The following is a 24,951-nucleotide window of genomic DNA, read 5'->3' as shown; positions in this document are numbered from 1 at the left end:
GGTGAAACCTTAATTCTGAGGGTGGGAGCCGCGGGGGACAACACGCGGCTCCATGTAAGCTTGGCGTGACTTACGGACCGGTGTTCCGAAGCGCGTCCAAGGACCAGCAGGAAGAGGCGGTCATCGTCTCTCCCAAGATCGTGCGGAGCGGTGTGTAGAGCGCGACAGGATGTTCACCGGGTTTCTCCGGCGGGTTCTGCAGGAGGCTGCGCACCGACATCATCAGATCACGCGCCTGCGATGCGGCGTCGTAGCTGATGTAGGCAGAGAAGTTCCCGTTCTCGACGTTGGTGCAGGCGGAATCCACGTTGCCGCCGCCGGAGGAGATGAGCTTGACCTCACCCTGACGACCAGCTTCGCGGATGGCGGCGGCGATGCCGACGTCCATGTTGTCCCACATCCCGATAAAGCCACAGAGATCAGGGTTCGCCTGAAGCACGGTGGAGGCAATCGCCTTCGCCTTGCTCGCATCCCAATCCGCCGCCTGGTTCGACACGATCTCGACGTCGCCACCGGCCTCGGCCACGGTCGCTTCAATCGCCTGAATACCGTATTGCGAGGTCGGGTTGGTCAGCACACCCTGCATGACCGCGAGTTTGCCGCTCCCGCCTTGGCTTTTGCCGCACATCTCGATGGCGGTTTTCGTTTGCTGAACGGCGATGTCATACCAGTCTGGCCCGACGAAAACGTCGGCATTCGTGCTCGCCTTCAGGCTCACAACGACGACCGGAATACCGGCGCGCTCGGCCTGTTGGATGAGGCGCGAATAGACCTGAATCTCTGGCGGGTGTACCACGATCACGTCCGGACGTTCCTGGATCAGCTGAGAAAAGGCCTGTGCGCCCGCGTCCGCACTCCAGTTCGGATCGCGAATGGTGAGTTCATACCCGTAGGTCTCGGAATCTTTCTGAAGCCCCGTGACCCATGCCTCCGTAAGGTCGAACCCCATCGCGATTGGCAGGTAGGCAACGGTCTTGCCCTTCATCGCCGCGGCGGACTCGAATACGAGACCGTCATCCGGCTTTTCCGCGAAAGACGGGGCCGCGCAAAGGGCGCCCATCATCGCTCCGATCATCCACTTTTTCATTTCTTTCTCCTCCCTTGGCTTGGCAGTTTCTGCCGTCAGATATCGCCTTGCTGACTGGTCTGTTCATCGCGCGGGTTCATCAACGAGTCCGCAATGATAGCGACCATCAGAAAGACGCTTTTTATAATGTTTTGAACAGTGTAAGACGCGTTCAGGATCGTCATGCCATTGAGCAGAAGACCGATCAGAGCCGTCCCGATCAGCACGTTGCGCACCCCGCCCTTCCCTCCCGAAAGGCCGATGCCACCGATCACAGCGACGAGGATCACGTCGTAAACCATCGTGGACCGCGCCACCCGTGTCTCCACCGAACCGATGGCCGACGCGAGGATCATGCCAGCCGCAAACCCGATCACCGCGCAGAGCACATATTGCAGGACCATCACAGGGCGGTTCGGCATCCCCGTGATCCGCGCCGCGGCGGGGTTTTCCCCCATCGCATAGAGGAACCGCCCGCGAATGTGGTAGCGCAGGAACAGGTGAACGATCAGACAGACGACCGCGAACAGAACCACCGGGCTCGGGATGCCGAGCACAGAGCCGCTGCCGATCGAAATGAACCAATCGGGGGCGTCCGCCTTGAGATAGACCTGGTTGTTGTCGAGTAGCATCGCGCGGACAAAGCCATAAACCGCCGTGGACACCGCGAGCGTCGCAAAGATGGCCGGCACTTCGAGAAATGCGATCAGAAGACCGTTCAGAATGCCCACAGCGATGGCAAGCCCGAGCCCCGCGAGCATCCCCAGCGGAAGCGGGATCCCCGCGTTAAAGAGATGGAGCACCCACGCGGAGGTCATCGCCATGACAGTGACAATCGACAGGTCAATGCCCCGCCCAATGATCGACAGCGCCATACCGACCCCGAGAATGCCGAGGATCGACACGTTTTGCATCAACGACAACAGGTTGTCTGCCGTGCGGAAAACCGGGGCGATCACATAGAAAGTCGCGAACAGAAGGACTGCGATGACGGCAACAATGCCTTCTTGCGAAATACGGGAACGTGCATGCGCTGACATCAGTTCTGGTCCTTCCGGTTGTGTTCCTGTTCGGCGCGTTTTTCGAGAAGATCGCGACGGATTTTTCCGGTCGCATTCCGCTCGATCTGGTGTTCGCCGATGACATGAAATTCTTTGGGGATTTTGAAACGCGCGATCTTTTGAGCGAGCGCATCGCGGATATCGGCCTCGCATGGCGCGCCATCCGGTGAAGCCACGACAAAAGCAATCGGCACCTCTCCCCAGAGTGCGTCCCTGCGACGGACAACCACCGCATCCGCAATCCCCGTGAGATTGCGCAGGACCAACTCGATTTCGGCGGGATAGATATTCTCGCCGCCCGACTTGATGAGATATTTGCTCCGGTCCGCGAAATGCAGAGCACCGGCATCATCGCGGCGGAAATCATCCCCCATGTGATACCACCCGCCCCGAAACGCCGTAGTGGTCGCAGCCTCATCGCCCCAGTAGCCGGAAAAGAGCGTGGGGGAGCGCAGCCAGATCTCGCCAACCTGACCCTCGGCGACTTCTGCCCCGTCCTCATCCGTGAGACGGATTTCACAGCTGGAGTTCTGCAGTTTCGCCAAGGCCCCGAGTTCATCCTCCGGATTGATCCAGTTCCCGCTCGCCGGAGCGATTCCGGTTTCAGAGGAGCCGAACGAATTGAGGAACGGCGCGTGGAGAAGCTTGGAAATCCGGCGGATCTGGTCCTCGGGCACGAGGTTCGCCATACATCCGGCGGCGGCCACGCGCTGAAGCGGGGCGTTGCGCCGTTCAAGTGCCTCGGCAAGCCGTTCGATCATCCCCGGCATCAGAACCATCCAGCCAACCGGATGACGCGTCAGCGCATCAACAATGCCGTCGGGATCGAATTCGGGCAGGATCGACACGCTCGCCCCCTGCATGAGCGCCGACAGGGTCGGATCGGCCGCGGCCATGTGCGACAGGGGCGACCAAGCGATAAAGCCATCGGTGCGCCGCATCTCCCAATCCGCGCGCATTAAAAGCCCGCGCGCGATCATCGCACGGTGGCTGATGACAGGGGCTTTCGGACGACCGGTCGTACCGGAGGTAAAGAGGATTAGGAGCCCGTCTTCGCTCGATACCTGCACGTCGGGCGCGTTTTCGGTGCCCTTTTCGAGAAAACCTTTGAACTCGGTCTCAATTGAAATCATTTGCGGCGCGAAACTCATGCTCTCCGGCAGCAACCCGGCAAAGCGCTCGGAAACGAAGATCATTTTCGGTTCCGTGAGATCAAAGCAATGCGCCACCTCATTCGCGGACTGACGCCAGTTGAGACAGGCAGCGATGGCGCCGATGCGCGCACAGGCCAGAAGGATCGTCACATAGGGGATCGAGTTCTCAGAGAGAATTGCTACGCGATCGCCATGCCCGACACCGGATGCAATCATCGCCTGCGCCAACCGGTTCACCGTGGTATCGAGATCTCGGTAGGTAACTTCAGCTGCACCGTCATAGAGTGCGATTGCCGACGAGTTCGAGCGGGCCGCATCACGAAACATGCCGCCGACTGATCCGAACAATCCATGTAGATCGGTTACGTTCCCGCCCTGCATCGTCAGAGCTCCGGTCCGCAGAACGCATCTCGTGCGCCAGGTAAAGCGATGCCATTTGCTGAACAGACATCCAGCATCATTAAGGGTTTCATCCCGGCCCTCCTCCAAGGTTTCCTGAATGTTTCCTATTCAGAACCATCATGTCAACATTAATTATAAATGTGCTGCAAAATTAGGCTCCCCCAAGAGAAGCGCGACCAATCAGCCACTCTCTGAATTCATGATCTTCATGCGCGAGAGGATCAGTTCTTCCATACGCATAGGGGGACGGTCCGCGCGCACTGGACCAAACGACTTGAACAGCGCGACCTTTAACCCTGCAGTCTTGATCGCTGGCATCCAATCACCTTCATCTGCATGAGGTCGTTGGAACTCGCCTGATGTTTGACATGTTCCGAAGCTCACCCTTTGAACGCAGATCGTCTTGGATGATGGCCTGGCTTGCGAGGTGCCACTCTGAAGAGTATCAGTTCCGAGACCGCACTGTCACAAACGGGTTGTCTACAGATACACATTGGCGTCACTTGCGGATTGATCCTGCATTCAATGTCGTTCTTTCGTTTAAATTCTTGAGCTTAAGGGCTGTTTCTCAGCTACGAATTAACTACTTTTTTCTCTAGGCGCGATGGTCGCGGGTAGTTGGTCAGTCTCCACCCTCCCACACCTTGAGCTGCTGCCGGCTTCAGGGACACCGAGATAAGGTCTTTATGAAGCCGGGGAAACTACATGACGAGCAGGATATTCAGTCGCGAGTTCGCAGCGGTGAAGTTGAGAACGAAGCGTGGCGTCAGCATGGCGCAGGCGCCGATGTGTTCGATTACATTGAGCGGTTCTACACTCCAACGCGTCGCCACTCGACCATCGGTTCTTTAAGCCCTAGACCTTCGAGGACCGAGCTATGAAAGCTTAAGTCGCCGTCCTCGAAACCGGCAACAGCTCAGGTGTACGTTGTCTTGGCGCTTCCGTGAAGTATTTGCCCCATAGGACAACCGTCTGATGGTCACAGAACGGTAGGCCACTCTGATACTGGGACAAATACCTCGTCAGCTTAATGCAGCACAGGACCGCCCGCCCTAGCGCTGGATCGTGACCAGATGATCGGTGGTGAATTCCTCCACGATCCAATGGCCATTGAACCGCCCGAGACCCGAATTCTTCTCGCCCCCGAACATCAGATGCGGGTAATCGTGGATGGTGATGTCGTTGATATGCGTCATCCCCGCCTCGATCCCCTGTGCCACGCGCATCGCACGCCCCTCGTCCTCCGAGATGATCGCGCTCGACAGCCCGTATTCGGTGTCATTGGCAAAACGCAGCGCTTCTGCCGCGTCTTTGGCACGGATCACCGGCGCGACGGGGCCGAAGATTTCCGATTGCGCCAGACGCGAGCCATTCGTCACCCCGACGAAAACATGTGGCGGCACGATATGACCGTCGACCTCACCCGAAACCCGCAATTCGAAACCCTGTTGCACACCCGAGGAAATCAACCCCGTGACCGACTGCACCTGAGAAGCATTGCAAAGCGGACCAACCATGGTGTCGGGCGCGTTCGGGTCCCCCACTTTGATCGTCTCCACCGCCGCGCAATAGGCCTCAAGAAACGCATCGTAAATTCCGTCCTCCACGATGATCCGGTTCGTGCTCATGCAGATCTGGCCACAATGCAGGAAGCGCCCGACCAGCGCGGCCTCCACCGCCTTGCCCATATTCGCATCGTCGAGAATGATCAGGGGTGCATTGCCGCCCAGCTCCAGCCCGAGCTTTTTCAGTGTCGCCGATCCCGCCGCCGTGCGCGCAATCCGCTGGCCCACTTCGGTCGAGCCGGTAAAGCTGATGATACGCGGCACCGGATGGGCGCAGAAGGCATCCCCGATTTCGGAACCCGCACCGATCACCACATTGAGCACCCCCGCGGGCAGCCCCGCCTCCTCGTAGATTTTCGCCAAAAGCAAGCCACCCGTCACAGGCGTATCGCTTGCAGGCTTGAGCACCACCGCATTGCCCAAAGCAATGGCGGGCGCCACCGAACGGTTGGACAGATGCAACGGAAAGTTCCATGGGCTGATCACGCCGATGACGCCTACGGGCTTGCGGTAGACGCGGGCCTCCTTGCCCGCACGGTCCACAGGCACGATGGCCCCATGCGCCATGTAAGGCAGGCTCACCGCCTCGGCCATACCCGCGACAATCGCCTCGTATTCGGCGGTGGCTTTCATGCGGGTCGAGCCGGACTCGCGGATGATCCACGAGACGATCTCTTCCTTGCGCCCTGCAAGGTTGGCCAGCGCGCGGTGAAAGATCGCGGCGCGTTCTTTTGGCATGGTCAGCGCCCAGTCACGCTGCGCCCGCCGCGCCGCCTCATAGGCGCGGTCCAGATCGCCCTGATCGGCCATGGCAATCTCGGTCAGAAGGGTGCCGTCATAAGGGTTGGTGTCCTTGAGCACCCGACCGGCGCTCCCCGCCTGCCATGTGCCGTTGATGAACTGTCCGTCAAACCCCTCGTAGGGGGGAAGTACGTTATGCGTAGTCATGTCTTTTCTCCATGTGAACCGGCCCGCCCCCCGTGAAAAGCAGGCCGGATGAAAACTCTTCGTTCAAAGCCCTACGACTGCGGGCAACCAGACCGACAGGACCGGCAGAAGGATGATAATTCCCAACACCACCAGGAAGGCGGCAAGGAACGGCAGTGCACCGCGGAAAACCTCCATCATCTTCAGTCCAGTGGCATCCATCGCCAGATAAAGACCAGGCCCGACAGGCGGAGAAACCAGCCCCGTCAAAGTGGCCACGGCAAGCACCACACCGAAGTGAACGGGATCTACCCCGAACTGGCTGGCAAGCGGCAAAAGCACCGGTACGATAACGATCAATACCCCGATCCCGTCAAGGAACATCCCCAAGACAAAAACCACGAAGCAAACCAGCAGCATAAATGAGATCGGCCCCACCGCCACAGAGGCAATCGCTTGCGCCAACTTGTCGGGGACTTCCTCATACGCCAAAGCCCATCCCAGAAGGGTCGCGAAGCCGATCAGCATGATGATCGAGGCCGAGGACAGCACCACATTGCGCATCACCGGGACATAGTCGCGCCACCCGATCTCGCCGTAGACGAACACCGCCAGAACCAGAGCAACGACGGCGGCAAGCGCGCCCGCCTCGGTCGGGGTCATCGCCCCCGAGACCACGCCGGAGATAATGGTGACAGGGATCAATCCCGGAAGCGCATCCATAATCACTTCCCGCCAAGCATTCGATGGCAGGCGCTCGTGATCCACCTCGGGCAGATGGGATTTCGACATCCAGACTGTGACGAAAAACGCCGACATCAACAACACACCGGGAATGAGACCGGCCACGAAAAGCGCCGCAACGGACTGATAGGCCAGAACGCCGTAAATGATCATCAGCATAGAGGGCGGAATGATCGGCCCCAACAGGCCCGTGGCGACCGTAAGCCCCGTGGCGAAGGGTTTCTTGTAACCCTGTCGTTCCATTTCGGGCACGATAGAGCGCGACATGATCGCGATCTGCGCCGTGGCCGAGCCAAGGATGGCGGCCGCAAAAGCGTTGGTCAGCACGTTGACGAAAGCCAGCCCACCCCGCATCCGCCCGACCACGCGCATGGAGGTGCGGATCAGACGCTCGGTGATCCCGCCACGGTTCATGATCTCGCCCACCAGCATGTAGAGCGGAATGGCGAGAAACCCGTTGGACTCGATCCCCTTCACCGATTGCACCAGAAAGCTGTCGAACAGAACAGAAGCGTCATTCGACCAGACAAAAACGATCGCCGCCAACAAGAGCAGAAAGACGATCGGCAGGCCGAAGCTGAGGAAAATGAAAAAGGTTGCAAGGGTCAGCATCACACAGCCTCCCCGTCAGTGGCGCGGCACGCCGAAAAGGTGGTGCAGAGTTGCACGCACTGATGGAGCACCAGAAAACACAGCTCGGCGGTGACGATTGCGTAAAGCGCGGCCCGTGGCACCCCCAGCGTGGCCGAGCGTTCGATCCAGACCCAAGGCACCGTCAGATAGCGAATGGAAAACCACGCCAGCAACACGCCCAACACAAGCACCACCACACGCATCGCCCAAGCGATCCGTGCATGGGTGACGGGCGCGACCTTGCCGCCGAATATATCAATAGTGACCAACCGCCCGTCGGCCACCATCAGGCTGAACCCCGCGAACGTGGCAACAATCATCAGGATCAACGCCAGTTCCTCGGCGAAAAACAGCGGCGACTGCAACACATATCTGAACAACACTTGAGCGATAAGAATAGCCGCCACGCCCGTCATCGCCACCACGGCAAGGACCAACTCGAGCCGCACCAATACCTTATCCACGGACACCAAAAATCTCATGGCGATCTCCTTCAATAGGGAACTCCGAGCGATGGACACGCTCGGAGTTTCTGATGTCAGTGCTGGTTGGCCTCGAAAAAGGCGCGGATCAGCGGGTCACGGTCCAGAAACGCGTCGCGTACCGTCTCGCCCACTTTCGCGAGCTCGGGATCAACGAGCGTGGTGATCACCGCGCCATTTTCACCGAGCTTTTCAAGCAGGGCAGCCTCACCCGAAGTCTGGGTTTCGATTGCCCAATCCTGCGTCTCGGAGGCAATCTCGGAAATCCGCGCCTGCTCTTCGGGCTTCAGGCCGTTCCACCAGCGCTGCGAGACCAGAATGGCGGCGGGAAAGGCCATGTGGTTGCTCAAGATCAGATTGGGCGCCTGATTTTGCATCTGCATCGCCATCACGATGTCGATATCCACATCCACCGCGTCGATCACCCCCGTGACCAGAGAGGGCATGATTTCAGGCAGCGGCAAAGCCGTCGGCGCGGCACCGAGACCGCGCCACCACGCGTTGAAAATGTCGTTGGGGAAGGCACGGACCTTCAGACCCGCCATGTCCGCGACCGAAGCAATCGGCTTTTTCGACAGAAGATGACGCTGGCCGGGGAAGACATAGCCGATCCCCTTGATCCCTTGTTTCTCCAGACGCGCGAGCATCTCCTGTGCGGGGGCGCTGCGCGCTGCTTGCCCCGCCTCGCTCAGAGTTTCAAACTGATAAGGCAGAAACCACGCCAGAAAGGAGGGATCGCGGTTGGCCAGATCGCCCACGGGCACGATCGCCAGCTCAATCGCACCGCTTTGCAGAAGCGACAGCACGGTCGGCACATCACCAAGTTTGTTGGCGGGGAAGACCCCGATTGTATCGCCCGAACCGTCGGCAGCAAAAGCCTCGGCCATGTGGTGGGCGGATTTGGTCATGATGTGGGGTTCTGGCGTGGGCGTCGACATCTTGAGTTCACGCGCCTCGACGCTCCCCGCCGTAGCGACCCCAAGCGAGACGGCCAGCGCCGCAAGCCATGTTGGTGTGCGTTTCATTTGGTTTCCTCCCTTTGAAACTATTGCGACCGCCCCACCCGTTACTCCCTCTCGCGTGGTGGCGGTCTTTGGTCTTTCCGGCCGGTCTAGCCGGTAATCTTCTGTGCGGTCAGCCTTTCAATCATCGGCACAAGCCCCGTGAGGCTTGCCGCGGGTTCAAGCGCGGCGATATAGCGGTCACGCCGCAAAAGCATCGCCTGCCCCAAACAGTCGCGGAACGGCGCCTGCGAGAAAAAGCGGCTCTGATCGCGGAATGTCGGAAAGCCTGTTTCCACCGGATTGATGTATTCAGGCGTCAAGCCGACGACCTGTGCCCCCGCCTCTTGCAAGGCCTGCAAAGCCTCATCGCTTACGACCCTGTCAGGGGCCTCGTCGAACACCAGAACCACGGGGCAGTCGGGTAGAAAACTGTCCAGAAGCCCTTCGTCGCGCGCAGGCGAAATCACCACAGGCTGAGGGATCATCCGACCGATCACTTCCGCGCCGCAACGCGTTTGCACCGGACGGATCAACCCTTCCGAGAATTTCGGTTTGGGTTTGTATTTCATCTGCGCGACATAATCTCGCGCAGGGCCATAAAGCCCCAAGAGGCGGAACCCCGTGCGGATCGTCATCCCTCGCAGGGCAGACTCCGGCATCATGACCTTGCCCATTTTCAATGCCAGATCGATCATCGACCACGCATGCGGTTTGCGCTCGATCTGGTAACTGTCGAGCAGATCATCTGGGTTTTCCATATGAAGCGCCTCGGCCAGTTTCCACGCAAGGTTATGCGCATCGCGCAACCCGCTGTTCATCCCCTGCCCCGCGAAAGGCGGCGTCAGATGCGCCGCATCGCCAGCAAGGAAAACCCGCCCATGCCGCCACTTCTGTGCAATCCGTGCGTGGAAAGTATAGACCTTCTGGCGACGGATCGGCTCGTCGCGGTCGGGGCCCGTGTCCGCCAGAAGTTTGCGGGCAAAGGACTCTTCTTCGGCCTCTTCCGCCGTCTCGCCCTTGTTGAGCTTGAACTCGTAGCGCCTGATCCCACCCGGTCCGGGCAGAGTGATGGCCGAGCGTTTCGGGTCGCAGAACACCTCGGTATGAAAACAGCGGTTTTTCGTCGTCACCAGATCGACGATGAGCCAAGGCTCCTCGAAGGTCGAGCCCTCCATTGGGAAACCCAACGCCTTACGGGTTTGCGAACGCCCGCCATCGGCCGCCACCATGTAGCGCGCCGTCACGTCGCGTTCCTGACCGGCCTCCTCCACCTTCGCCACCACGCGATCCTCGGATTGCACAAAAGACAGAAGCGTGACGCCGAATTTCGCCTTGACGGACGCGTGGCGCAAAAGGGCCTCGCGCAGGGTGGCCTCGAATTCAGGCTGCTCGAAAGCATTACGCTTGTCGAAGCCGTATTCCTTAACGAAGGGTTTCACCTCGGCGAATTGCGCCCCGTCCGGCCCCATGTAGAGCGACCCGTAGCCCTTGGCGGTGATGGCTGCGACGTCGGGGGCAAGCCCCGCCGCCTGCAACGCCCGCATGGACTCGTCATCGATGGAAACCGCACGCGGCTCCTGCACCGTCGAGGTGTTGCGCTCCAGAAGGAGGGTTTTCACCCCCATGGAGCCCAACAGGTTCGACAGCAAAAGCCCCGTAGGCCCCGCGCCGACGACGAGGATATCTGCATCATACTCGGATTGGGTCATGATCAGATGGCGCTTTCAGCCGCAATCGGATTGACCAACGTCCCCAGCATGCCGATTTCCACTTCGACCACATCGCCCGCCTTCATATAAAGCGGCGGATCGCGACGATCTCCCACCCCGCCCGGCGTTCCGGTCAGGATCACATCCCCTGCGGACAGCGGTGTGTAAGAGGAAATATAGGCGATCAAGCGCTCGACCGGGAAAATCAGATCGGCAAGCGACGCATCCTGCATCACCTCTCCGTTCAGACGCGTCTGGATCGGCAGTTTGGTGTAATCGCCCACCTCGTCAGCCGTCACCATATAGGGGCCGAAACCACCCGTGGCAGGAAAGGTCTTTCCAGGGCCGAACTGATGCGTATGGCGCTGCCAGTCCCGCACTGTGCCGTCGTTATAGCAGGCATAGCCCGCGACATGCGAAAGCGCGGTTTCCTCGGGAATATAGCGCCCTCCGCGACCAATAATCACCGCCATTTCCCCCTCGTAATCGAGACGGTCGGAAACATGCGGGATCAACATTGGCTGCCCGTGAGCAATCTGGCTGTCCGCATAGCGCGTGAACATGGTGGGATGCTGATTGTCAGGGCGCTTGGTCTCGGCGCGGTGGGTTTCATAGTTGAGCCCCACACACAGGATTTTCTCCGCATCCGGAATGACCGGCAAAAGCGCCACATCCGACAGAGCAAAATCGGGCGCACGGCCCTGCACATAATCGGCGCTGGCACTCAAAAGGTCGGCAGCGATCAGACTTTTCAGCCCAGAAGACGCCGCGCCGAGTTTGCCGGTGAGATCAATGATCCCACCGTCGACCAAAACACCCACACCACAGGAGCCCAGACGGGTAAAGCTTACGAATTTCATGATTTTCTCCCGATCACGAACGCAGAATTGCGCGGCCCCATTTGTTCAATGTCCGCGGATCTTGCGGCCAATCGATCACCTCGCGGTCGTAGATATTCTCCAGCTCGCCCGAAATCTCGATCCAGTTCCCATCCGGGTCGGTGTAGAACACGAACAGGTTGTTGCCCGGACCATGACGACCAGGCCCCCAGGTCAGCAGCACATCATTGGCGGCGAAGCGGTCGCAGAATTTCTTGATGTTCTCGAAAGTGCCCGCTTCGTAGGAATGGTGATCCACCCCCGTGCGATCCGATTTGAAACAGGCAATCGTGTGGTGCTCGTGGTTGGTCGTCGTAAAGACCGTGGCCAGATCACCGTTCTCATGCAACACGCGATCCGACAGGAAAAAGCCGAGCTTGTCGACATAGAATTCCTTGAAACCATCCACGTTCTGCGAGGCAAAGGTCAGGTGCTGGGTCGGTGCATGGATGCCGTCCCGCTCGGGCAGATAGGCCGTGGTTCGCGTTTTCGCGACCCCCATACAGATCAGGTGGCCGTCATTGTCGCGCACGGCAAACGCGCCGTCTTCGAAATAGGGCGAAACGTTTTCAAGGATCTCGACGCCATTGGATTCCGCGGTGGCGCGTTGCGCGGCAAGGATTTCCGCGTTGCGATAGGCCAGCCCCGCATAGGCCAGCTTTTTGTCTTCGCCCTTCACAGCCACGAAACGGCGCAGCGGCCCCGTGCAACGGTATTCGGTGTCGGAAATTTTCTCGACATCCATGTCCATATTGGCAGCGTAGAAGTTGGCCAGACCTTCCGGATCGGCGCTCTCAAAAGCGACGTGGTGCAAATAGGCACCCGCCTGAACAGCATTGTGCGACATAATGTCCTCCCGTTTGTGCTACCTTTTTATTTTCTGTTTGTAGTATTTTTTTCAAGTACTTTTTTTATTTTTATCATTTTTCGATAATTTAATAAATACGCAAACATCTTCCCAAAGTCGGGAAAGGCAACGCAATCGCCAAGAAAACAAGGCCTCTGCTCGCAGAAGGTCGCGCCGCACGACAGACCCAAAAATCAAAAAAATACCGTTTTGCGGGAATCTCGGGTTACTTGCCCGCCAGTATTCGCGGTACATAGAAACCGCGGACCTCGCGCCAACAAGAAAATCAGGGAGACCAAATCACCGATGATGGGAATCACACGCTACACCCGAATTCTCGCACTCTTCGATCAGGCAAAACCCGCCTGGACTGTTGCCGAGATTTCCGAAGCCCTCGACACATCGGCCAGCACACTTTACCGACTGATCCGTGAATTGGTCGCCGAAGAGCTTCTGGAAAGCACCGTTGAAAGCCGCTATCGGCTCGGGCCTCTGTTCGTCGACTATTACCGCCGGGTCCGGCTGACCGATCCTCTGGTGCTTTCGGGCGAGAAATTCCTGCGCCCGCTTTTGCAACAAATTCCCTGCCCCGCCACCACGATCCTTGCGCGCCTCTACGGCAAAACTGTGATGTGCGTCGCCGAGGAACGCGCCTCTGACGCCTATTTCACCACCAGTTACGAACTCGGGCGACCGATGCCACTGTTGCGCGGCGCCACTTCGAAAGCTGTGCTTTCCACCATGCCGAAGCGCCAGATCATGTCGATGGTCGCCAAGGATGACAGCGGGACTGAGATCGACCCAAAAGCGCTCTATGCCGAGCTCGTCCAAATCCGCAAGGTCGGGATCTGCGAAACCCGTGGCCATGTCGACAAGGGATTGATTGGTATTGCCGCACCCGTTCGCAGCAGCGAATTAGGGATCAATGCCTCCCTTTCAGCCATCATAGAACAACACGAAACCTACGAAAAATATCGCGCCGATATTTATGCCGCGCTGACCGCCACTGCCCGGCTCATCGAAGGCTTCATGGATGACATGTCCAAATCCGTTCTTCTCGCACCAGGAGCAGAAACGTCTATCACCACGGATTGAACACGGTCTCACGCCCCTCGAATATTATTAATTTTATCGAATTTTGATAATTTTTTAATTTTAATTGACCCATAAGCGGATTTTTACCAAAATCCTCACTGCGACTCTATCACGCACAAACCAGACATGGGTCGCTTCGGGAGGATATTATGACAATCAAGATCACGCGGCGCGCTGCGCTGCTCGGTGGCGTGTCCGCCATCGCTGGCCTTGCGACCAGCACACTGACCACACGCGCCGCTTTCGCAGCCGGCCGGACTTTGAAAATCGGCGTCGTCTCGCCGCAAACCGGCGCGATGGCGGCCTTTGCCGAACCCACCGAATATGTGATCTCGCGCATCATGGCGGCGACCGGCGGCGTCATTGAAAACGGTGGTGTCACCTACCCGCTCGAAATCATCGAACGCGACACCCAGTCGAACCCCAACCGCGCCGCCGAAGTGACACAGGATCTTATCCTCTCCGAGGGCGTCGACGTGATCCTGTGCTACGCGGGCCCGGAAAACGCCAACCCAGCTTCGGACCAATGCGAATTGAACGGCGTTCCCTGCCTCGCCTCCGACCTGCCGATCCAGCCCTGGTTCTTCGGTCGCAACGGCGACCCGGAAACGGGCTTCGACTATACCTATTGCGCCTTCTTCAGCGCCGACACCTATGCCAAATCCATGATCGCCTTCATGGACAAGATCGCGCCCCAAGGCACGGTTGGCGGGCTCTGGCCCAATGACGCAGACGGTGTCGTCATGTCCGAGATTTTCACCAAGAGCTTCGGTGACGTCGGCTATACCATCGTCGATCCGGGCCGGTTCGATCTGCCCACCTCAAGCTATTCCACCCAGATCGCAAAATTCCGCGACAGCGGCGTGAATATCATCCAAGGCATCATGCCGCCGCCCGATTTCACCCTGTTCTGGACGCAATGCGCCCAGCAAGGCTTCCAGCCGACCGCCGTGATCGCGGGCAAATCGGCGGAATACCCGACTTCGGTTGCTCCCTTGGGCGAAAAGGCCGTGGGCGTTTCGGTGCCGATCTGGTGGACCCCCGACTTCCCCTATGTCTCGTCTCTCGACGGCTCCACCGCCATGGAGATCGCACGGGGCTACGAGGCGGAAACGGGGCGGCAATGGATGGCGGGCGTCGGTTCGCGTCACGCCATGCTCGAAGTGCTGGTCGACACCCTGCGTCGCGCCACCGATCTCGACGATCCAGACAGCGTCCGCGATGCGCTCGCCGCGACCAAGCTGGAAACCATCTGCGGTCTGATCGACTTCACGACCGGCCCGGTCCCGAACAGTGCCGAGCTCGGTCTGGTCGCGGTGCAATGGATCAAAGCCCCCGACGATTACCAGTTTCCCTACGACATGACCGTGGTTGAAAATACCTACCACCCAAGCGTTCCGGTCGCTCGGGAGCCTTTCCCGATCCCCTATAGCTGAACGTCAAGGACTGGTTTCCATGCTCGCAGTTACAAACCTTAAGAAGCACTTCGGTGCCATCAAAGTGATTGACGGTGTCGATTTCTCGGTGGCCCGCGGTGAGGTTCTTGGCATTCTCGGCCCCAACGGGGCCGGGAAAAGCACCCTGTTCAATCTGATTTCGGGAAACCTGAAGCCGACCGCAGGCTCCATCCACCTGAACGGCAAGGATATTTCGAAAACCTCCCCGTGGAACCGCGTCCGCGGAGGCATCGGCCGCACGTTTCAGGTGCCGCACCCTTTCGGACACCTCTCGGTGTTCGAAAATGTGCTGGTCGGAGCCACGCAAGCGGGGGGCATGAGCATTCACGCGGCAAGGCCACGGGTCAATGAGATCCTGGAGCTGTGCCACCTTTCCGACAGGGCGCGGATGCTGGCGGGTGACCTGCCGCTTCTGGACCTCAAACGTCTGGAACTGGCCAAGGCGCTCGCGGGCAAACCCGAGCTGCTGCTGCTCGATGAAATCGCCGGAGGGCTGACCGATGGCGAATGTCACGAGTTGCTCGACATTCTGGAGACCATCAAGGCGCAAGGCGTCACCATCGTCTGGATCGAACATATCGTCCACGCGCTGATCCGCGTGGCGACCCGTCTGGTGGTGCTGGCCGATGGCGGCTTGATCGCCAACGGCACCCCCGAAGAGGTCATGGCCGACCCGGAGGTGCGCAGCCTGTATTTGGGGGTTGAAGAAGAGGCATGACCACATTGCTCGAAATCCGTGACCTCAACGTCTTTTACGGCCATTTCCATTCCGTCCACGGCATCGACATGACCTGTCAGGAGGGTGAAATCCTCTCGCTGATCGGCGCCAACGGGGCGGGCAAAAGCTCCACGCTCCGCGCCATCATCGGACAGGTTCCCCGTGCCACCGGCACCATGCGCTTTGACGGGCAGGACATCTCTGACATCCCCACCCCGGACCGCATCGCCTCGGGCGTGGCACTGGTCCCCGAAGGCCGCCGCCTCTTCCCCAATCTGACGATCGAGGAAAACCTCAAGATCGGCGCCTATACGGGACGCAAAGGCCCCATCGGCCTCATGGAAGTCTACGACATCTTCCCCGCCCTGAAGGAACGGCGCAAGCAACTCGCCCGCCAGCTTTCGGGCGGACAACAACAGATGGTCGCCATCGGGCGCGCCCTGATGATGAACCCGCGTCTGGTGCTGTTCGACGAGATCAGTCTCGGCCTCTCGCCCAAGATCATCGGCGACATCTACGCGGTGCTGCCGCGCATCCGCGACCACGGGCTGTCGATGGTGCTGGTCGAACAGGACATCAGCCGCTCCCTGTCCATGGCCGACCATTTCATCTGCATGCTCGAAGGCCGCGTGTCGCTCGCGGGACGCCCGCAGGATTTCAGCCGCGCCCAGATCGCAGCAAGCTATTTCGGAGAATAACATGTCGGGACTCCTAGACCAGATCATCCAGGCCTGTCTGCTTGGCGGCCTCTATGCCATTTTTGCCCTGGGCCTCGCCATTTCCGTCGGCGTGCTCAAATTCATCAACGTGGCCCATGGCGATCTGATCGTCGTCATGTCCTTCCTGATGCTCACCCTTACCGAAACGCTCGGCCTGCCCGCGCCCTTGGCCTTTGCCCTGCTGATCCCCATTGGCGCAAGCATCGGCTGGCTGTTGCAATTCGGCCTGTTCCAGCGCGCCTCGGGACAAAACGAATTGCAGATCATCCTGATCACCTTCGGCCTCTCGGTGATCATCCAGAACAGCCTGCTCGGCGTTTACGGTGCCGACACCCGCAAGGTGACCGCAGGCGGCATCGAACTGTCGTCGATCCACCTTTTCGGCAATATCAACATCGGCGTCCTGCCCCTGATCATCTTCATCACCGCCTGTCTTTTGATCGCGGGACTGGAGCAACTGCTCTATCGCACCAGCCTCGGCACCAAGATCCGCGCCATTTCGGATGCGCCCGAGGCCGCCAAACTCGTCGGTCTCAAGGTCGCAGGGCTGATGACGGTCGCCATGGCCCTCGTTGGCATCACCGAAGCCGTCTCCGGCGGGTTGATGTCGATCTGGACCAATTTCGACCCCTCCTCTGGCGGCAGCCGCCTGCTGATCGCTTTCGAAGTGGTGGTCCTCGCAGGGCTTGGCAGCTTCTGGGGCGTTCTGCTCGGCGGTGTCATCATCGCGCTGGCCCAGACCTTCGGCGGCATGATCGACAGCGCCTATCAGGTGCTCGGCGGTCATATCGTTTTCCTTATTCTCTTCCTCGCACGCCCCCAGGGCCTGTTCCCCAAAACCTGAGGAAACATCATGAAACCTGCCCTCGTCCTTTCCGGTCGCCTCATCCTTGTCGCGGGGCTGGCCTGCCTCTGCGCAGCGCCCTACCTGTTTTCCTCGTCAACGCTGGTGTTGCTGACCCAAGCCCTGACCATGCTCTCACTCGCCATGCTTTGGAACCTCGTGGCAGGCTACGGCAATGTCGTCGTCATCGGCCAGCACGCTTTCGTCGGCATAGGGGCCTATGCTTTCTACGGTTTTGCCATGCTCGCAGGCTGGCATATGGCCATCGCCCTGCCCGCCGCCATGGGGGTCACACTGGTCTTCGGCATTCTGGTCTATGCCCTGCTCTACCGGTTGCGCACCGCCTATCTCGCGGTCGGGAGCTGGGTCGTGGCCGAAACCCTGATGCTTATCGCCTCGCGCCTGCCCGCCTTCGGCAGCGGCTCGGGGGCGAGCCTGCCCGCCAGCCTGTTGCGCAGCCTCGGCCAGCGCGCGCCTGAACGGCTCACCACGATCTATGCCTTCGTTCTGGTCGTCGCCGTCCTGACCTTTGGGCTGATCTGGGCGCTCATGCGCTCGCGCATCGGTCTCGGTCTGGCCGCCCTGCGTGACAGCGAGGAAGGCGCAGCGGTTGCTGGCGTCAACACCCGCCTCGTGCGCGCCGCAAGTTTCATCCTCGCCGCGCCCATGATCGGACTGATCGGCGGGCTGATCACCCTGCAAAAAGGTCGTATCTCGCATATCGCCTCCTTCTCCATGCTCGATTGGACGATCTACATCCTCTTCATTGTCGTCATTGGAGGCCTCGGCAGCCTTGAAGGCCCGATCATCGGCACGCTGGTCTTCTTCATCCTGCGCGAATTGCTGCAAGACTACGGCACCCTCTACCTCATCACGCTGGGGACGATCACCATCCTCATCGTCCTCTTTGCCCCGAAAGGCATCTGGGGCGTCGCGCGCAAGAAACTCGGGCGGGATCTCATCCCCCTGACCCATGATCCGAAAACAGGAGACCTGTCGTGAAAATTCAAGCCGCCGTTGCACGCCAAACAGGACAACTCGCCTACGAGACCCTCGATCTCGACGCCCCGCGTGCCAATGAAATCCTCGTCCGCGTGGTCGCCACGGGCATCTGCCACACCGACCTCTCCGCCATCAACCAAGTGCTCCCCGCGCGCCTCCCCATGGTTCCGGGGCATGAGGGCGCAGGCATCGTCGAAGCCGTGGGGGCGGATGTCACCAAAGTGCAGGTGGGCGATCATGTGGTGATGACCTACGACTATTGCGACGACTGCCGCGCCTGCCACGACCACGACTATACCTATTGCCACCACTCGGTCGAACGCTGCTTCCTCGGCGATCGCCCCGATGGCAGCACCACCTTGACGGACGCCGACCACAAAACCGTCCACGGCAGCTTTTTCGGCCAATCATCGCTCGCCACCTACGCGCTCTGCTACGACCGTAACGTGGTCAAAGTCCGCAAAGACGCGCCGCTTGAACTGCTCGGCCCGCTGGCCTGCGGCATCCAGACGGGCGCAGGAGCCGTTTTCAACGCCCTCGATGTGACAGACAAAACCGACTTCGCCGTCTTCGGCGCGGGCGCCGTGGGCCTGAGCGCCATCATGGCTGCCCATGTGGCCAAAGCCCCGATCATCATCGCCGTGGATATTTCCGACGAACGTCTGGCCTTAGCCAAGGAGCTTGGCGCGACCCATACCTTCAACCCGAAAAACGGCGATGCGCTGGCGTTCATCCACGGCATCACCGATGGCGGCGTCCTGCGCGCGCTCGACACCAGCGGCGTCCCCGCAGTCATGCAACAGGCGCTGGCCTCCACCGCCCCGCGCGGCACCTGCGGCTGGCTCGCGGGCGTCGACCCGAAACTGGAAGTGCCGGTCAACCCCACCTTCCTGCTCACGGGGCGGAGCGTCAAAGGCATCATCGAGGGCGAGAGCCACGATGCGCAGGCCTTTATCTCGAAGCTGGTCGACCTCTATCTGGACGGGAAATTCCCATTCGACACGCTCTGCAAATTCTACGACATGGACGATCTGGACCAGGCCATGGCTGACGGAAAATCGGGAAAAACCATTAAACCCATCGTCCGCTTCGGTGCCGTCTAACCATCGGGCACGACATTTCGCGAGCCCCCCGAAACTCGGTCGCTGCCGTAAGCTGCGATGTGTTGTCTGCTGATCTTCGACAAGAAGAAGATCGGCAAGGTCAAACGACAGTAACATGCGCCCGAGTTCAAGGCGGAGGTGGCGCGGGAAGCACTGAAAGGTGAACAGTCTCCCGCGGCTCCGAACGCAAATGCCGGCACTGACGTCCGACGCGGCTTTTCCTGTCCACGAATGAAGACACCTCAAATGCGCCCTGCACCCCTCCCCCCGCTGCCATCCATGGAGGAACCGCCTCAGGTTTTCATCGGCCCCTCGAGGCCAAGCGCGTTCATGAGAGACCGCAGTCTGTTCAGGTCGCCCATCAGGCCACTTGCCGTCTCTGCATCCAGCGTGGAAAACCGTTCAAGATTTGTATGCAAATCAGACACAAGGCTTTTCAGCACCTCACCGCCTGATGTCTCCAATATCGAAACAAATCGCTCCAGAGGGATGGCTCCGACACCCGCAGGCACTATGGATCGACCAGTGAACCCATCCGGCAGATCTCCGACAGCATTCACAGCCACACGCTCCCGTATAACCGACAGGATTTGATCGACAGCCTGTTTCGCACCAGCGACGCGGGTCGGGTGGTCCGTATCGGCGGCCGCGTGCGGCAGAAGGCAGAGTTTGTCTTCGTGTTTTTCCAACAGCGGGAGATACGGAGCCATCGGGCCGGTCACGACACCGGTCTCTTCGGAGACGAAAACATCGGCATCAATGATTGCCTGCCCGATTTGACCGGAGGCGAGCGCCACGCCGAGCGCCGTTGCCTCGACAAGTTCCCCACGGTCAAAGTTGATCAGTACAGCGCCGGGGGCCATGACGGACAGGACGTTTGCATTGATCAAACCGGTATTGGCGGGCACGCCACGATCGGCATCCATCGGGCCGAGGCCGAGGTGGACGGAGAGCGCATTCGCGGATGCCGCCGCCTCTTCAATCGTCGCGGCATAGGTAAAGCCCTCCGTCTCGATCCACGCCTTATGGCGCGGGCGGGCATAGATGGAAACGTCCATGTTGAACGCTTTGCCGAGCTTGGCGACCTCGCGGCCGATATTGCCATAGCCGATGACGGCGAGTTTCTGGCCTTCGAGTTTCGAGGTCGGGAAATCGCGCAGGTGGCGACCAGTGTCGAACGTCCCCTTTGCGACGCGGTCGTGGAGGGTGTCGAATGGCAGGTCGGGGATCGCGGTCATGAGCGCCTTCCACACCATCTGGGCCGTCGCGCGACTGTTGATCCCGGGCGTATTCATCAAAGGGGCCACACCGCCAAGCCCGTTTCCGCCGCCCCAGCTTTCGGACCCCATATTGCCGGTCCCGGCCCCGATACGCACACCGCCGAGGTCAAAGCGGCATTCCGCCGGAATGAACGTCGCCGCCGCGATCAGCGCGTCATATGCGTTGTCGGCACAAAGCGAGAGAAGCTCCTCGCGCGTCGACACGTTCGGACAATAATAGAACTCGACCCGAGCGGGATCGGCGCGCCCCTCGCGCGTCTCCGGCGCGGGGCCAAAATGGAACGAACAGCCCTCGATCCCTTCGATATGGGAGCGCGCCTCGGATGGGTCCGGCTGGCCGTCCGCATCGAAGGCAAGTCCGATCAGGTCGGCAATGAGAACGCGAGTTGGTCGGGTCATATCAGTCATAACGATCCTAAAGGTGCAGTCGAGTATTTAGAGGTTTCTGAGACCGAAACGGTCAAGGCGGAAGGGGCTCATGTCAATTGGCGCAGGCAGGCCCGAGGCCATATCCGCAACAATCCGGCCTGTCACGGCCCCGCCGATCAGACCCTGATGTCCGTGCCCAAAGGCGTAGATCACACGCTTGTGGCGTTTTGAAGTGTCGATGACGGGGATGGAATCCGGCGTCCCGGGGCGATGGCCCATCCAGCGATGAACCTCGCTCTTTTCAAAGCGTTTGAACATGCCCTGCGCCTGTTTGACGAGGATGTCTGCCCGTTTGTAATTCGGCGGCGCATTCAGGCCCGCGAATTCCACGGTTCCGGCGAGACGAAGCCCGCCTTCCATTGGGGAGGCGACAAACTTGCGGTCTGCCGAGATGGTTTGGACCTTCAGGCCCGTCTCAGCCTGTGGGAGCATCACATGGTAGCCGCGTTCGGTCTCAAAGGGGATACGGTCGCCCAGTTGGCGCGCGAGATCCGCAGACCACGCACCGGCCGCAAGCACGATACGATCCGCCGTGTAATCGCCCGACGCCGTGGTGATGCCGGTTGCATCGCCAAGGGTGTAGGTAAACCCTTTGACGGGGTCACGATGGAAGCGCGCGCCTTTTCGTGTTGCGAGCTTCGCCAGTTCGGCCACAAGGCGGCCCGGGTTCGGGCTTTGCCCCTGATCCGGCAGATAGATCGCACTCTTGAAACGGTCGGTCAGAGCCGGTTCCAAATCCTGAATTTCGCCCGCGCTGAGCGTTTCGACCTTGACCCCATGCGAACGGCGCAGGCCCATGCCATAGGCACTGCCGTCGGGGCCGTTCTCGCGCTCGAAGACAAAGAGCTGGCCCCGCTTTTGCAAAAGATCGGGACATCCGGCCTCTGCCATCATGGGTTCATAGGCTTCGAAACTCAGCCGATGAAGGTTGATCATCGCCTGAGAGATTTTTTCGACCCGAGACTTCCGCCCCGCCAGCACAAACCGCATGAGCCAAGGCAAAGCATGCGGAAGATAAGACAGCCGGATATAGAGCGGCCCCTCTGGATCGAGGAGCCACTGAGGCACGTTTTTCATCAGGCCCGGCATGGCATTCGGCAGGCAGGAGCCGGGGCAAATCCCGCCCGCATTCCCGTAGGAACACTGGTCGGGAGAGCCCGGCTCGGCAGGGTCGAAAACATCAACCGTAAACCCCTTGTCCAAAAGGGCATTGGCGGTGCAGACACCAATGATGCCCGCACCAATAACGATGGCGTGTTTGCCTGTCGCGATAGACGTCATTTTTCGACCCTGATTTGCCTGTGGAATGCCGATGTTCGGGATTACGGAGCGGTGGCGTCCGGTTTGCCTGCGCGGAAGGCGGGCATGGCTTTGCCAAAGGCCATTTGCGTCATGCGGAAATCCGACAGGTAGGCTTGGAATTTATAGCCCATCTCCCGCATTTTCTGACCGTATTCGACCGAACCGACGTGAATGCCGGGCACAACGCCATGTGCCTTGCAGCGCTCCGCGATATATTCGATCGCCTCGACGACATCCGGCCATTTCGGGTCGAACCCAGGTGTATGGCCCATGGACACAGCAAGATCGGACGGCCCGACGAACACGGCATCGAGACCCGGAGTGGCGAGGATTTCATCCAGATTGGCGACGCCGTCTTTATGTTCGATCATCGCGAAGGTGATGATCGTGTCATTGGCATTGGCGAAATAATCTGAACCGCCATAGAGACCGGCACGGATCGGACCGACGGAACGGCCGCCCTGCGGGAAGTAACGGCAGGCTTCGACAAAGGCTTTGCACTCTTCGGCGGTGTTCACCATCGGGCAGATGATCCCGTAAGCGCCGGCATCGAGCATACGACCGATGATCGCCGGATCATTCCACGGCACGCGCACAATCGGCGTTTTGTCCGTGGTGGAAATCGCCTGAAGCATCGCGAGCGCGTCGGAGTAATCGGCCACACCGTGCTGCATGTCGATGGTCACGGCATCGAAATCCTGCTGCGCCATCATTTCGGCCATCAGCGAAGAGTTGGTCGCGAGCCAGCCGGTGAGAACTTCTTCACCGTTGGCCCAGAGGGTTCTGGTTTTGCTTTCGCGCATGGTTTGGTTTCCTTTGAATGGAGGATTAGGATGCAAGGATCAGATCGGCCGCTTTCTCTGCGGCTGCGATCGTTGTGATGTTGGTGTTGGCTGCGATGACGGAGGGCATGATGGAGGCATCGACCACGCGCAGGCCCTGAACCCCGCGCACACGGCATTGCGGATCGAGCACGGCCATCGGATCGTCATCGCCGCCCATTTTGCAGGAACAGGAAACGTGCCAGCCGGACCAGACGGCCTCGCGCGCCCAGTCGACGATGAGATCGCGGTTTTTCATCATGGCGTGCATCCGGTCCTGAGTGCCGAATTTGTGCTTGAGCAAGGTGTCACGGAAGATCGGAAGGTAATCGAACATCCAGGCGGCAGATCCGGTTTTGAGGTAGTTCGATGGCTTGCGAACCGAGAGAGACCGCGCTTCTTCGGTGTATCCGGCGAGGAACCACGTGTTGACGTGGCCGCGGACGCGCGGGTCTTCCATGATCCGGTACATGCGCTCGAACCCGTCGACGAGACGCATCAGGTCGCGCTCATCGCCTGCGAGATTCAGGTTCACGCAGGGCTCATCCCGCCAATCGGCTGAATTCAGCGTGACGCTGCCGCGCGAATAGCTCTTGTTCACACAGACATTGAGCGCCCCCATGGCTTTGCCGAGCGGATGCCACCCCGCGCGGTTCACCGGCATCATCAACATGTCGGAGGGGGTACAGCCCTCGTATCCGGAGGAATAGCGCACACCGAGGAAGATGTGGCGCCGTTGGCGGGGTTTCAGTCGCGCGGATTTTTTGAAATGCGCCCCGATGGCGAGATGCGGGTGGTCCATCAGGTTCGCACCGACACCGGGGAGATCGGCGATGACCCTGATCCCGTGGCGTTTAAGTTCCGCAGCCGGACCGATGCCAGCCCGCATGAGGATCGCAGGTGTGTGCAGCGCCCCGGAGCAGACGATCACTTCCTTCGCCTTGTAGATCACAGGGTCAGCACCTTCGGAATGCGCGCGGACGCCGGTGATACGGGTGCCTTCTGTGATCAGCGCCTCGACCTGAGTGTTCGCGAAGATCGAGAAATTGTCCCGCGCACGGACTTCCTTCGTCAGATAGCCGACAGCGGTCGACACGCGGCGGTCGTTTTCGTTGGCCAGCGGGAGCGGAAAGGCGCCGTCCTCGAAGGACGCGTTGTAATCTTCGCGGTAGGGGATGTCCTCTGAAACGACATCGAGAACGCTCTTGGAGAAACCTGCCCAATCCTTCGGAAACACGCGGCGGATCGGCATCGGACCGTCCGTATTATGGAGCGGCCCATCAAAGTCCTGATCGCGTTCGAGTTTTTTGAGATAGGGAAGCATCCCCTCCCAGTCCCAGCCCGTCGCGCCACTTTCGGCCCATTCGTCATAGTCGGCAGGGAGCCCCCTCACCGCGAACTGACCGTTGATGGAGGAGCCACCGCCCATCACCTTCGCCTGTTCGAGGCGTGTCGGCGGCACAGGGGCGCTATTTGAGCGCGGATTGCGTGCGAAAACGCGCAACGAAGACCAATGATACTTCGGATCGAAATAGGACAAACCCGGGTAGCTGTCGGCAATGATCTCGGGAACGGCGTCCGGCGGCGTGTCCGGACCCGCCTCAAGAAGCGCCACAGTCTTGCGCCGGTCGGCGGACAGGCGTGCGGCCAATGTGGCCCCCGCCGATCCACCACCTACGATGACATAATCATATTCCATCGCATCATCC

Annotated in this window: 22 protein-coding genes; 7 read left to right on the top strand and 15 right to left on the bottom strand. The window is 59.8% G+C overall.

Annotated features, from left to right (window positions below; all coding sequences use genetic code 11):
* Positions 1-70: 70 nt before the first annotated feature.
* From V1475_RS13300 to V1475_RS13250, 11 genes are all read right to left on the bottom strand, one after another.
* On the bottom strand, positions 71-1,087 hold the full coding sequence (locus V1475_RS13300; RefSeq protein ID WP_479413126.1) for a sugar ABC transporter substrate-binding protein: 1,017 nt from the start codon (positions 1,085-1,087) through the stop codon (positions 71-73).
* A gap of 35 nt (positions 1,088-1,122) precedes the next feature.
* Positions 1,123-2,106, bottom strand: a complete 984-nt coding sequence (locus V1475_RS13295) for an ABC transporter permease (RefSeq protein WP_479413125.1) — start codon at positions 2,104-2,106, stop codon at positions 1,123-1,125.
* Complete coding sequence (locus tag V1475_RS13290) at positions 2,106-3,608, bottom strand: class I adenylate-forming enzyme family protein (protein ID WP_479413124.1); 1,503 nt, start codon at positions 3,606-3,608, stop codon at positions 2,106-2,108. The genes V1475_RS13295 and V1475_RS13290 overlap by 1 nt, the downstream gene beginning before the upstream one ends.
* Positions 3,609-3,863: 255 nt before the next feature.
* Positions 3,864-4,001, bottom strand: a complete 138-nt coding sequence (locus tag V1475_RS13285) for a hypothetical protein (RefSeq protein ID WP_479413123.1) — start codon at positions 3,999-4,001, stop codon at positions 3,864-3,866.
* A gap of 734 nt (positions 4,002-4,735) precedes the next feature.
* The gene (locus V1475_RS13280) at positions 4,736-6,196 is read right to left on the bottom strand and encodes an aldehyde dehydrogenase family protein (protein ID WP_479413122.1); all 1,461 of its coding nucleotides are present in this window, start codon (positions 6,194-6,196) and stop codon (positions 4,736-4,738) included.
* 63 nt (positions 6,197-6,259) lie between these two features.
* Positions 6,260-7,531 carry a TRAP transporter large permease gene (locus V1475_RS13275; RefSeq protein ID WP_434287326.1) on the bottom strand — a complete coding sequence of 424 codons (1,272 nt, stop codon included), beginning with the start codon at positions 7,529-7,531 and terminating at the stop codon, positions 6,260-6,262.
* Entirely contained in the window at positions 7,531-8,034 is a 504-nt protein-coding gene (locus V1475_RS13270; protein WP_479413121.1) for a TRAP transporter small permease, read from the bottom strand. Before V1475_RS13270 ends, V1475_RS13275 begins: the two co-directional genes overlap by 1 nt.
* Before the next feature lie 56 nt (positions 8,035-8,090).
* Positions 8,091-9,059 (bottom strand): TRAP transporter substrate-binding protein, encoded by a 969-nt coding sequence (locus tag V1475_RS13265; RefSeq protein ID WP_479413120.1) that lies wholly within the window; start codon positions 9,057-9,059, stop codon positions 8,091-8,093.
* Between the two features lie 86 nt (positions 9,060-9,145).
* On the bottom strand, positions 9,146-10,747 hold the full coding sequence (locus V1475_RS13260; RefSeq protein ID WP_479413119.1) for a bifunctional 3-(3-hydroxy-phenyl)propionate/3-hydroxycinnamic acid hydroxylase: 1,602 nt from the start codon (positions 10,745-10,747) through the stop codon (positions 9,146-9,148).
* Between the two features lie 2 nt (positions 10,748-10,749).
* Positions 10,750-11,607 carry a fumarylacetoacetate hydrolase family protein gene (locus V1475_RS13255; RefSeq protein ID WP_479413118.1) on the bottom strand — a complete coding sequence of 286 codons (858 nt, stop codon included), beginning with the start codon at positions 11,605-11,607 and terminating at the stop codon, positions 10,750-10,752.
* Positions 11,608-11,620: 13 nt separating this feature from the next.
* A complete protein-coding gene (locus V1475_RS13250) occupies positions 11,621-12,472 on the bottom strand; it encodes a VOC family protein (protein ID WP_434287332.1) in 852 nt (283 codons plus the stop codon).
* A 306-nt stretch (positions 12,473-12,778) separates the two neighbouring features.
* Between V1475_RS13250 and V1475_RS13245 the strand changes: the two genes are divergently transcribed.
* From V1475_RS13245 to V1475_RS13215, 7 genes are all read left to right on the top strand, one after another.
* The gene (locus V1475_RS13245) at positions 12,779-13,567 is read left to right on the top strand and encodes an IclR family transcriptional regulator (protein WP_479413117.1); all 789 of its coding nucleotides are present in this window, start codon (positions 12,779-12,781) and stop codon (positions 13,565-13,567) included.
* Positions 13,568-13,716: 149 nt separating this feature from the next.
* Positions 13,717-15,003, top strand: a complete 1,287-nt coding sequence (locus V1475_RS13240) for an ABC transporter substrate-binding protein (protein ID WP_434287335.1) — start codon at positions 13,717-13,719, stop codon at positions 15,001-15,003.
* Positions 15,004-15,022: 19 nt separating this feature from the next.
* Complete coding sequence (locus tag V1475_RS13235; protein ID WP_479413116.1) at positions 15,023-15,742, top strand: ABC transporter ATP-binding protein; 720 nt, start codon at positions 15,023-15,025, stop codon at positions 15,740-15,742.
* Positions 15,739-16,440 (top strand): ABC transporter ATP-binding protein, encoded by a 702-nt coding sequence (locus V1475_RS13230; protein WP_479413115.1) that lies wholly within the window; start codon positions 15,739-15,741, stop codon positions 16,438-16,440. Before V1475_RS13235 ends, V1475_RS13230 begins: the two co-directional genes overlap by 4 nt.
* A gap of 1 nt (position 16,441) precedes the next feature.
* Positions 16,442-17,305: a branched-chain amino acid ABC transporter permease gene (locus V1475_RS13225; protein ID WP_479413114.1), complete on the top strand. Its 864-nt coding sequence runs from the start codon at positions 16,442-16,444 to the stop codon at positions 17,303-17,305.
* 9 nt (positions 17,306-17,314) lie between these two features.
* A complete protein-coding gene (locus V1475_RS13220; protein WP_479413113.1) occupies positions 17,315-18,307 on the top strand; it encodes a branched-chain amino acid ABC transporter permease in 993 nt (330 codons plus the stop codon).
* Positions 18,304-19,410 (top strand): NAD(P)-dependent alcohol dehydrogenase, encoded by a 1,107-nt coding sequence (locus tag V1475_RS13215; protein WP_479413112.1) that lies wholly within the window; start codon positions 18,304-18,306, stop codon positions 19,408-19,410. The genes V1475_RS13220 and V1475_RS13215 overlap by 4 nt, the downstream gene beginning before the upstream one ends.
* Before the next feature lie 293 nt (positions 19,411-19,703).
* Here the strand turns inward: V1475_RS13215 and V1475_RS13210 are convergent, their stop codons facing one another.
* From V1475_RS13210 to V1475_RS13195, 4 genes are read right to left on the bottom strand one after another with little or no spacing between them, the layout of a single operon-like run.
* A complete protein-coding gene (locus V1475_RS13210) occupies positions 19,704-21,089 on the bottom strand; it encodes an NAD(P)-dependent oxidoreductase (RefSeq protein WP_479413111.1) in 1,386 nt (461 codons plus the stop codon).
* Between the two features lie 36 nt (positions 21,090-21,125).
* Positions 21,126-22,400, bottom strand: a complete 1,275-nt coding sequence (locus tag V1475_RS13205; RefSeq protein ID WP_479413110.1) for an NAD(P)/FAD-dependent oxidoreductase — start codon at positions 22,398-22,400, stop codon at positions 21,126-21,128.
* Positions 22,401-22,441: 41 nt separating this feature from the next.
* A complete protein-coding gene (locus V1475_RS13200) occupies positions 22,442-23,224 on the bottom strand; it encodes an HpcH/HpaI aldolase family protein (RefSeq protein ID WP_479413109.1) in 783 nt (260 codons plus the stop codon).
* 25 nt (positions 23,225-23,249) lie between these two features.
* Positions 23,250-24,941, bottom strand: a complete 1,692-nt coding sequence (locus V1475_RS13195) for a GMC family oxidoreductase (RefSeq protein WP_479413108.1) — start codon at positions 24,939-24,941, stop codon at positions 23,250-23,252.
* Positions 24,942-24,951 lie beyond the last annotated feature (10 nt).

Source organism: Celeribacter sp. SCSIO 80838, assembly GCF_056498065.1.
Note: the sequence above shows the minus strand (reverse complement) of the source record. Positions and strands in the feature narration are given on the sequence as shown.

Coding starts and splice junctions, on each gene's coding strand:
- V1475_RS13280 (WP_479413122.1), bottom strand. CDS start 6,196: ATGACTACGCATAACGTACTTCCCCCCTACGAGGGGTTTGACGGACAG.
- V1475_RS13250 (WP_434287332.1), bottom strand. CDS start 12,472: ATGTCGCACAATGCTGTTCAGGCGGGTGCCTATTTGCACCACGTCGCT.
- V1475_RS13295 (WP_479413125.1), bottom strand. CDS start 2,106: ATGTCAGCGCATGCACGTTCCCGTATTTCGCAAGAAGGCATTGTTGCC.
- V1475_RS13205 (WP_479413110.1), bottom strand. CDS start 22,400: ATGACGTCTATCGCGACAGGCAAACACGCCATCGTTATTGGTGCGGGC.
- V1475_RS13265 (WP_479413120.1), bottom strand. CDS start 9,059: ATGAAACGCACACCAACATGGCTTGCGGCGCTGGCCGTCTCGCTTGGG.
- V1475_RS13195 (WP_479413108.1), bottom strand. CDS start 24,941: ATGGAATATGATTATGTCATCGTAGGTGGTGGATCGGCGGGGGCCACA.
- V1475_RS13270 (WP_479413121.1), bottom strand. CDS start 8,034: ATGAGATTTTTGGTGTCCGTGGATAAGGTATTGGTGCGGCTCGAGTTG.
- V1475_RS13290 (WP_479413124.1), bottom strand. CDS start 3,608: ATGTTTCGTGATGCGGCCCGCTCGAACTCGTCGGCAATCGCACTCTAT.
- V1475_RS13300 (WP_479413126.1), bottom strand. CDS start 1,087: ATGAAAAAGTGGATGATCGGAGCGATGATGGGCGCCCTTTGCGCGGCC.
- V1475_RS13245 (WP_479413117.1), top strand. CDS start 12,779: ATGATGGGAATCACACGCTACACCCGAATTCTCGCACTCTTCGATCAG.
- V1475_RS13260 (WP_479413119.1), bottom strand. CDS start 10,747: ATGACCCAATCCGAGTATGATGCAGATATCCTCGTCGTCGGCGCGGGG.
- V1475_RS13230 (WP_479413115.1), top strand. CDS start 15,739: ATGACCACATTGCTCGAAATCCGTGACCTCAACGTCTTTTACGGCCAT.
- V1475_RS13285 (WP_479413123.1), bottom strand. CDS start 4,001: ATGCCAGCGATCAAGACTGCAGGGTTAAAGGTCGCGCTGTTCAAGTCG.
- V1475_RS13255 (WP_479413118.1), bottom strand. CDS start 11,607: ATGAAATTCGTAAGCTTTACCCGTCTGGGCTCCTGTGGTGTGGGTGTT.
- V1475_RS13225 (WP_479413114.1), top strand. CDS start 16,442: ATGTCGGGACTCCTAGACCAGATCATCCAGGCCTGTCTGCTTGGCGGC.
- V1475_RS13235 (WP_479413116.1), top strand. CDS start 15,023: ATGCTCGCAGTTACAAACCTTAAGAAGCACTTCGGTGCCATCAAAGTG.
- V1475_RS13220 (WP_479413113.1), top strand. CDS start 17,315: ATGAAACCTGCCCTCGTCCTTTCCGGTCGCCTCATCCTTGTCGCGGGG.
- V1475_RS13275 (WP_434287326.1), bottom strand. CDS start 7,531: ATGCTGACCCTTGCAACCTTTTTCATTTTCCTCAGCTTCGGCCTGCCG.
- V1475_RS13240 (WP_434287335.1), top strand. CDS start 13,717: ATGACAATCAAGATCACGCGGCGCGCTGCGCTGCTCGGTGGCGTGTCC.
- V1475_RS13200 (WP_479413109.1), bottom strand. CDS start 23,224: ATGCGCGAAAGCAAAACCAGAACCCTCTGGGCCAACGGTGAAGAAGTT.
- V1475_RS13210 (WP_479413111.1), bottom strand. CDS start 21,089: ATGACCCGACCAACTCGCGTTCTCATTGCCGACCTGATCGGACTTGCC.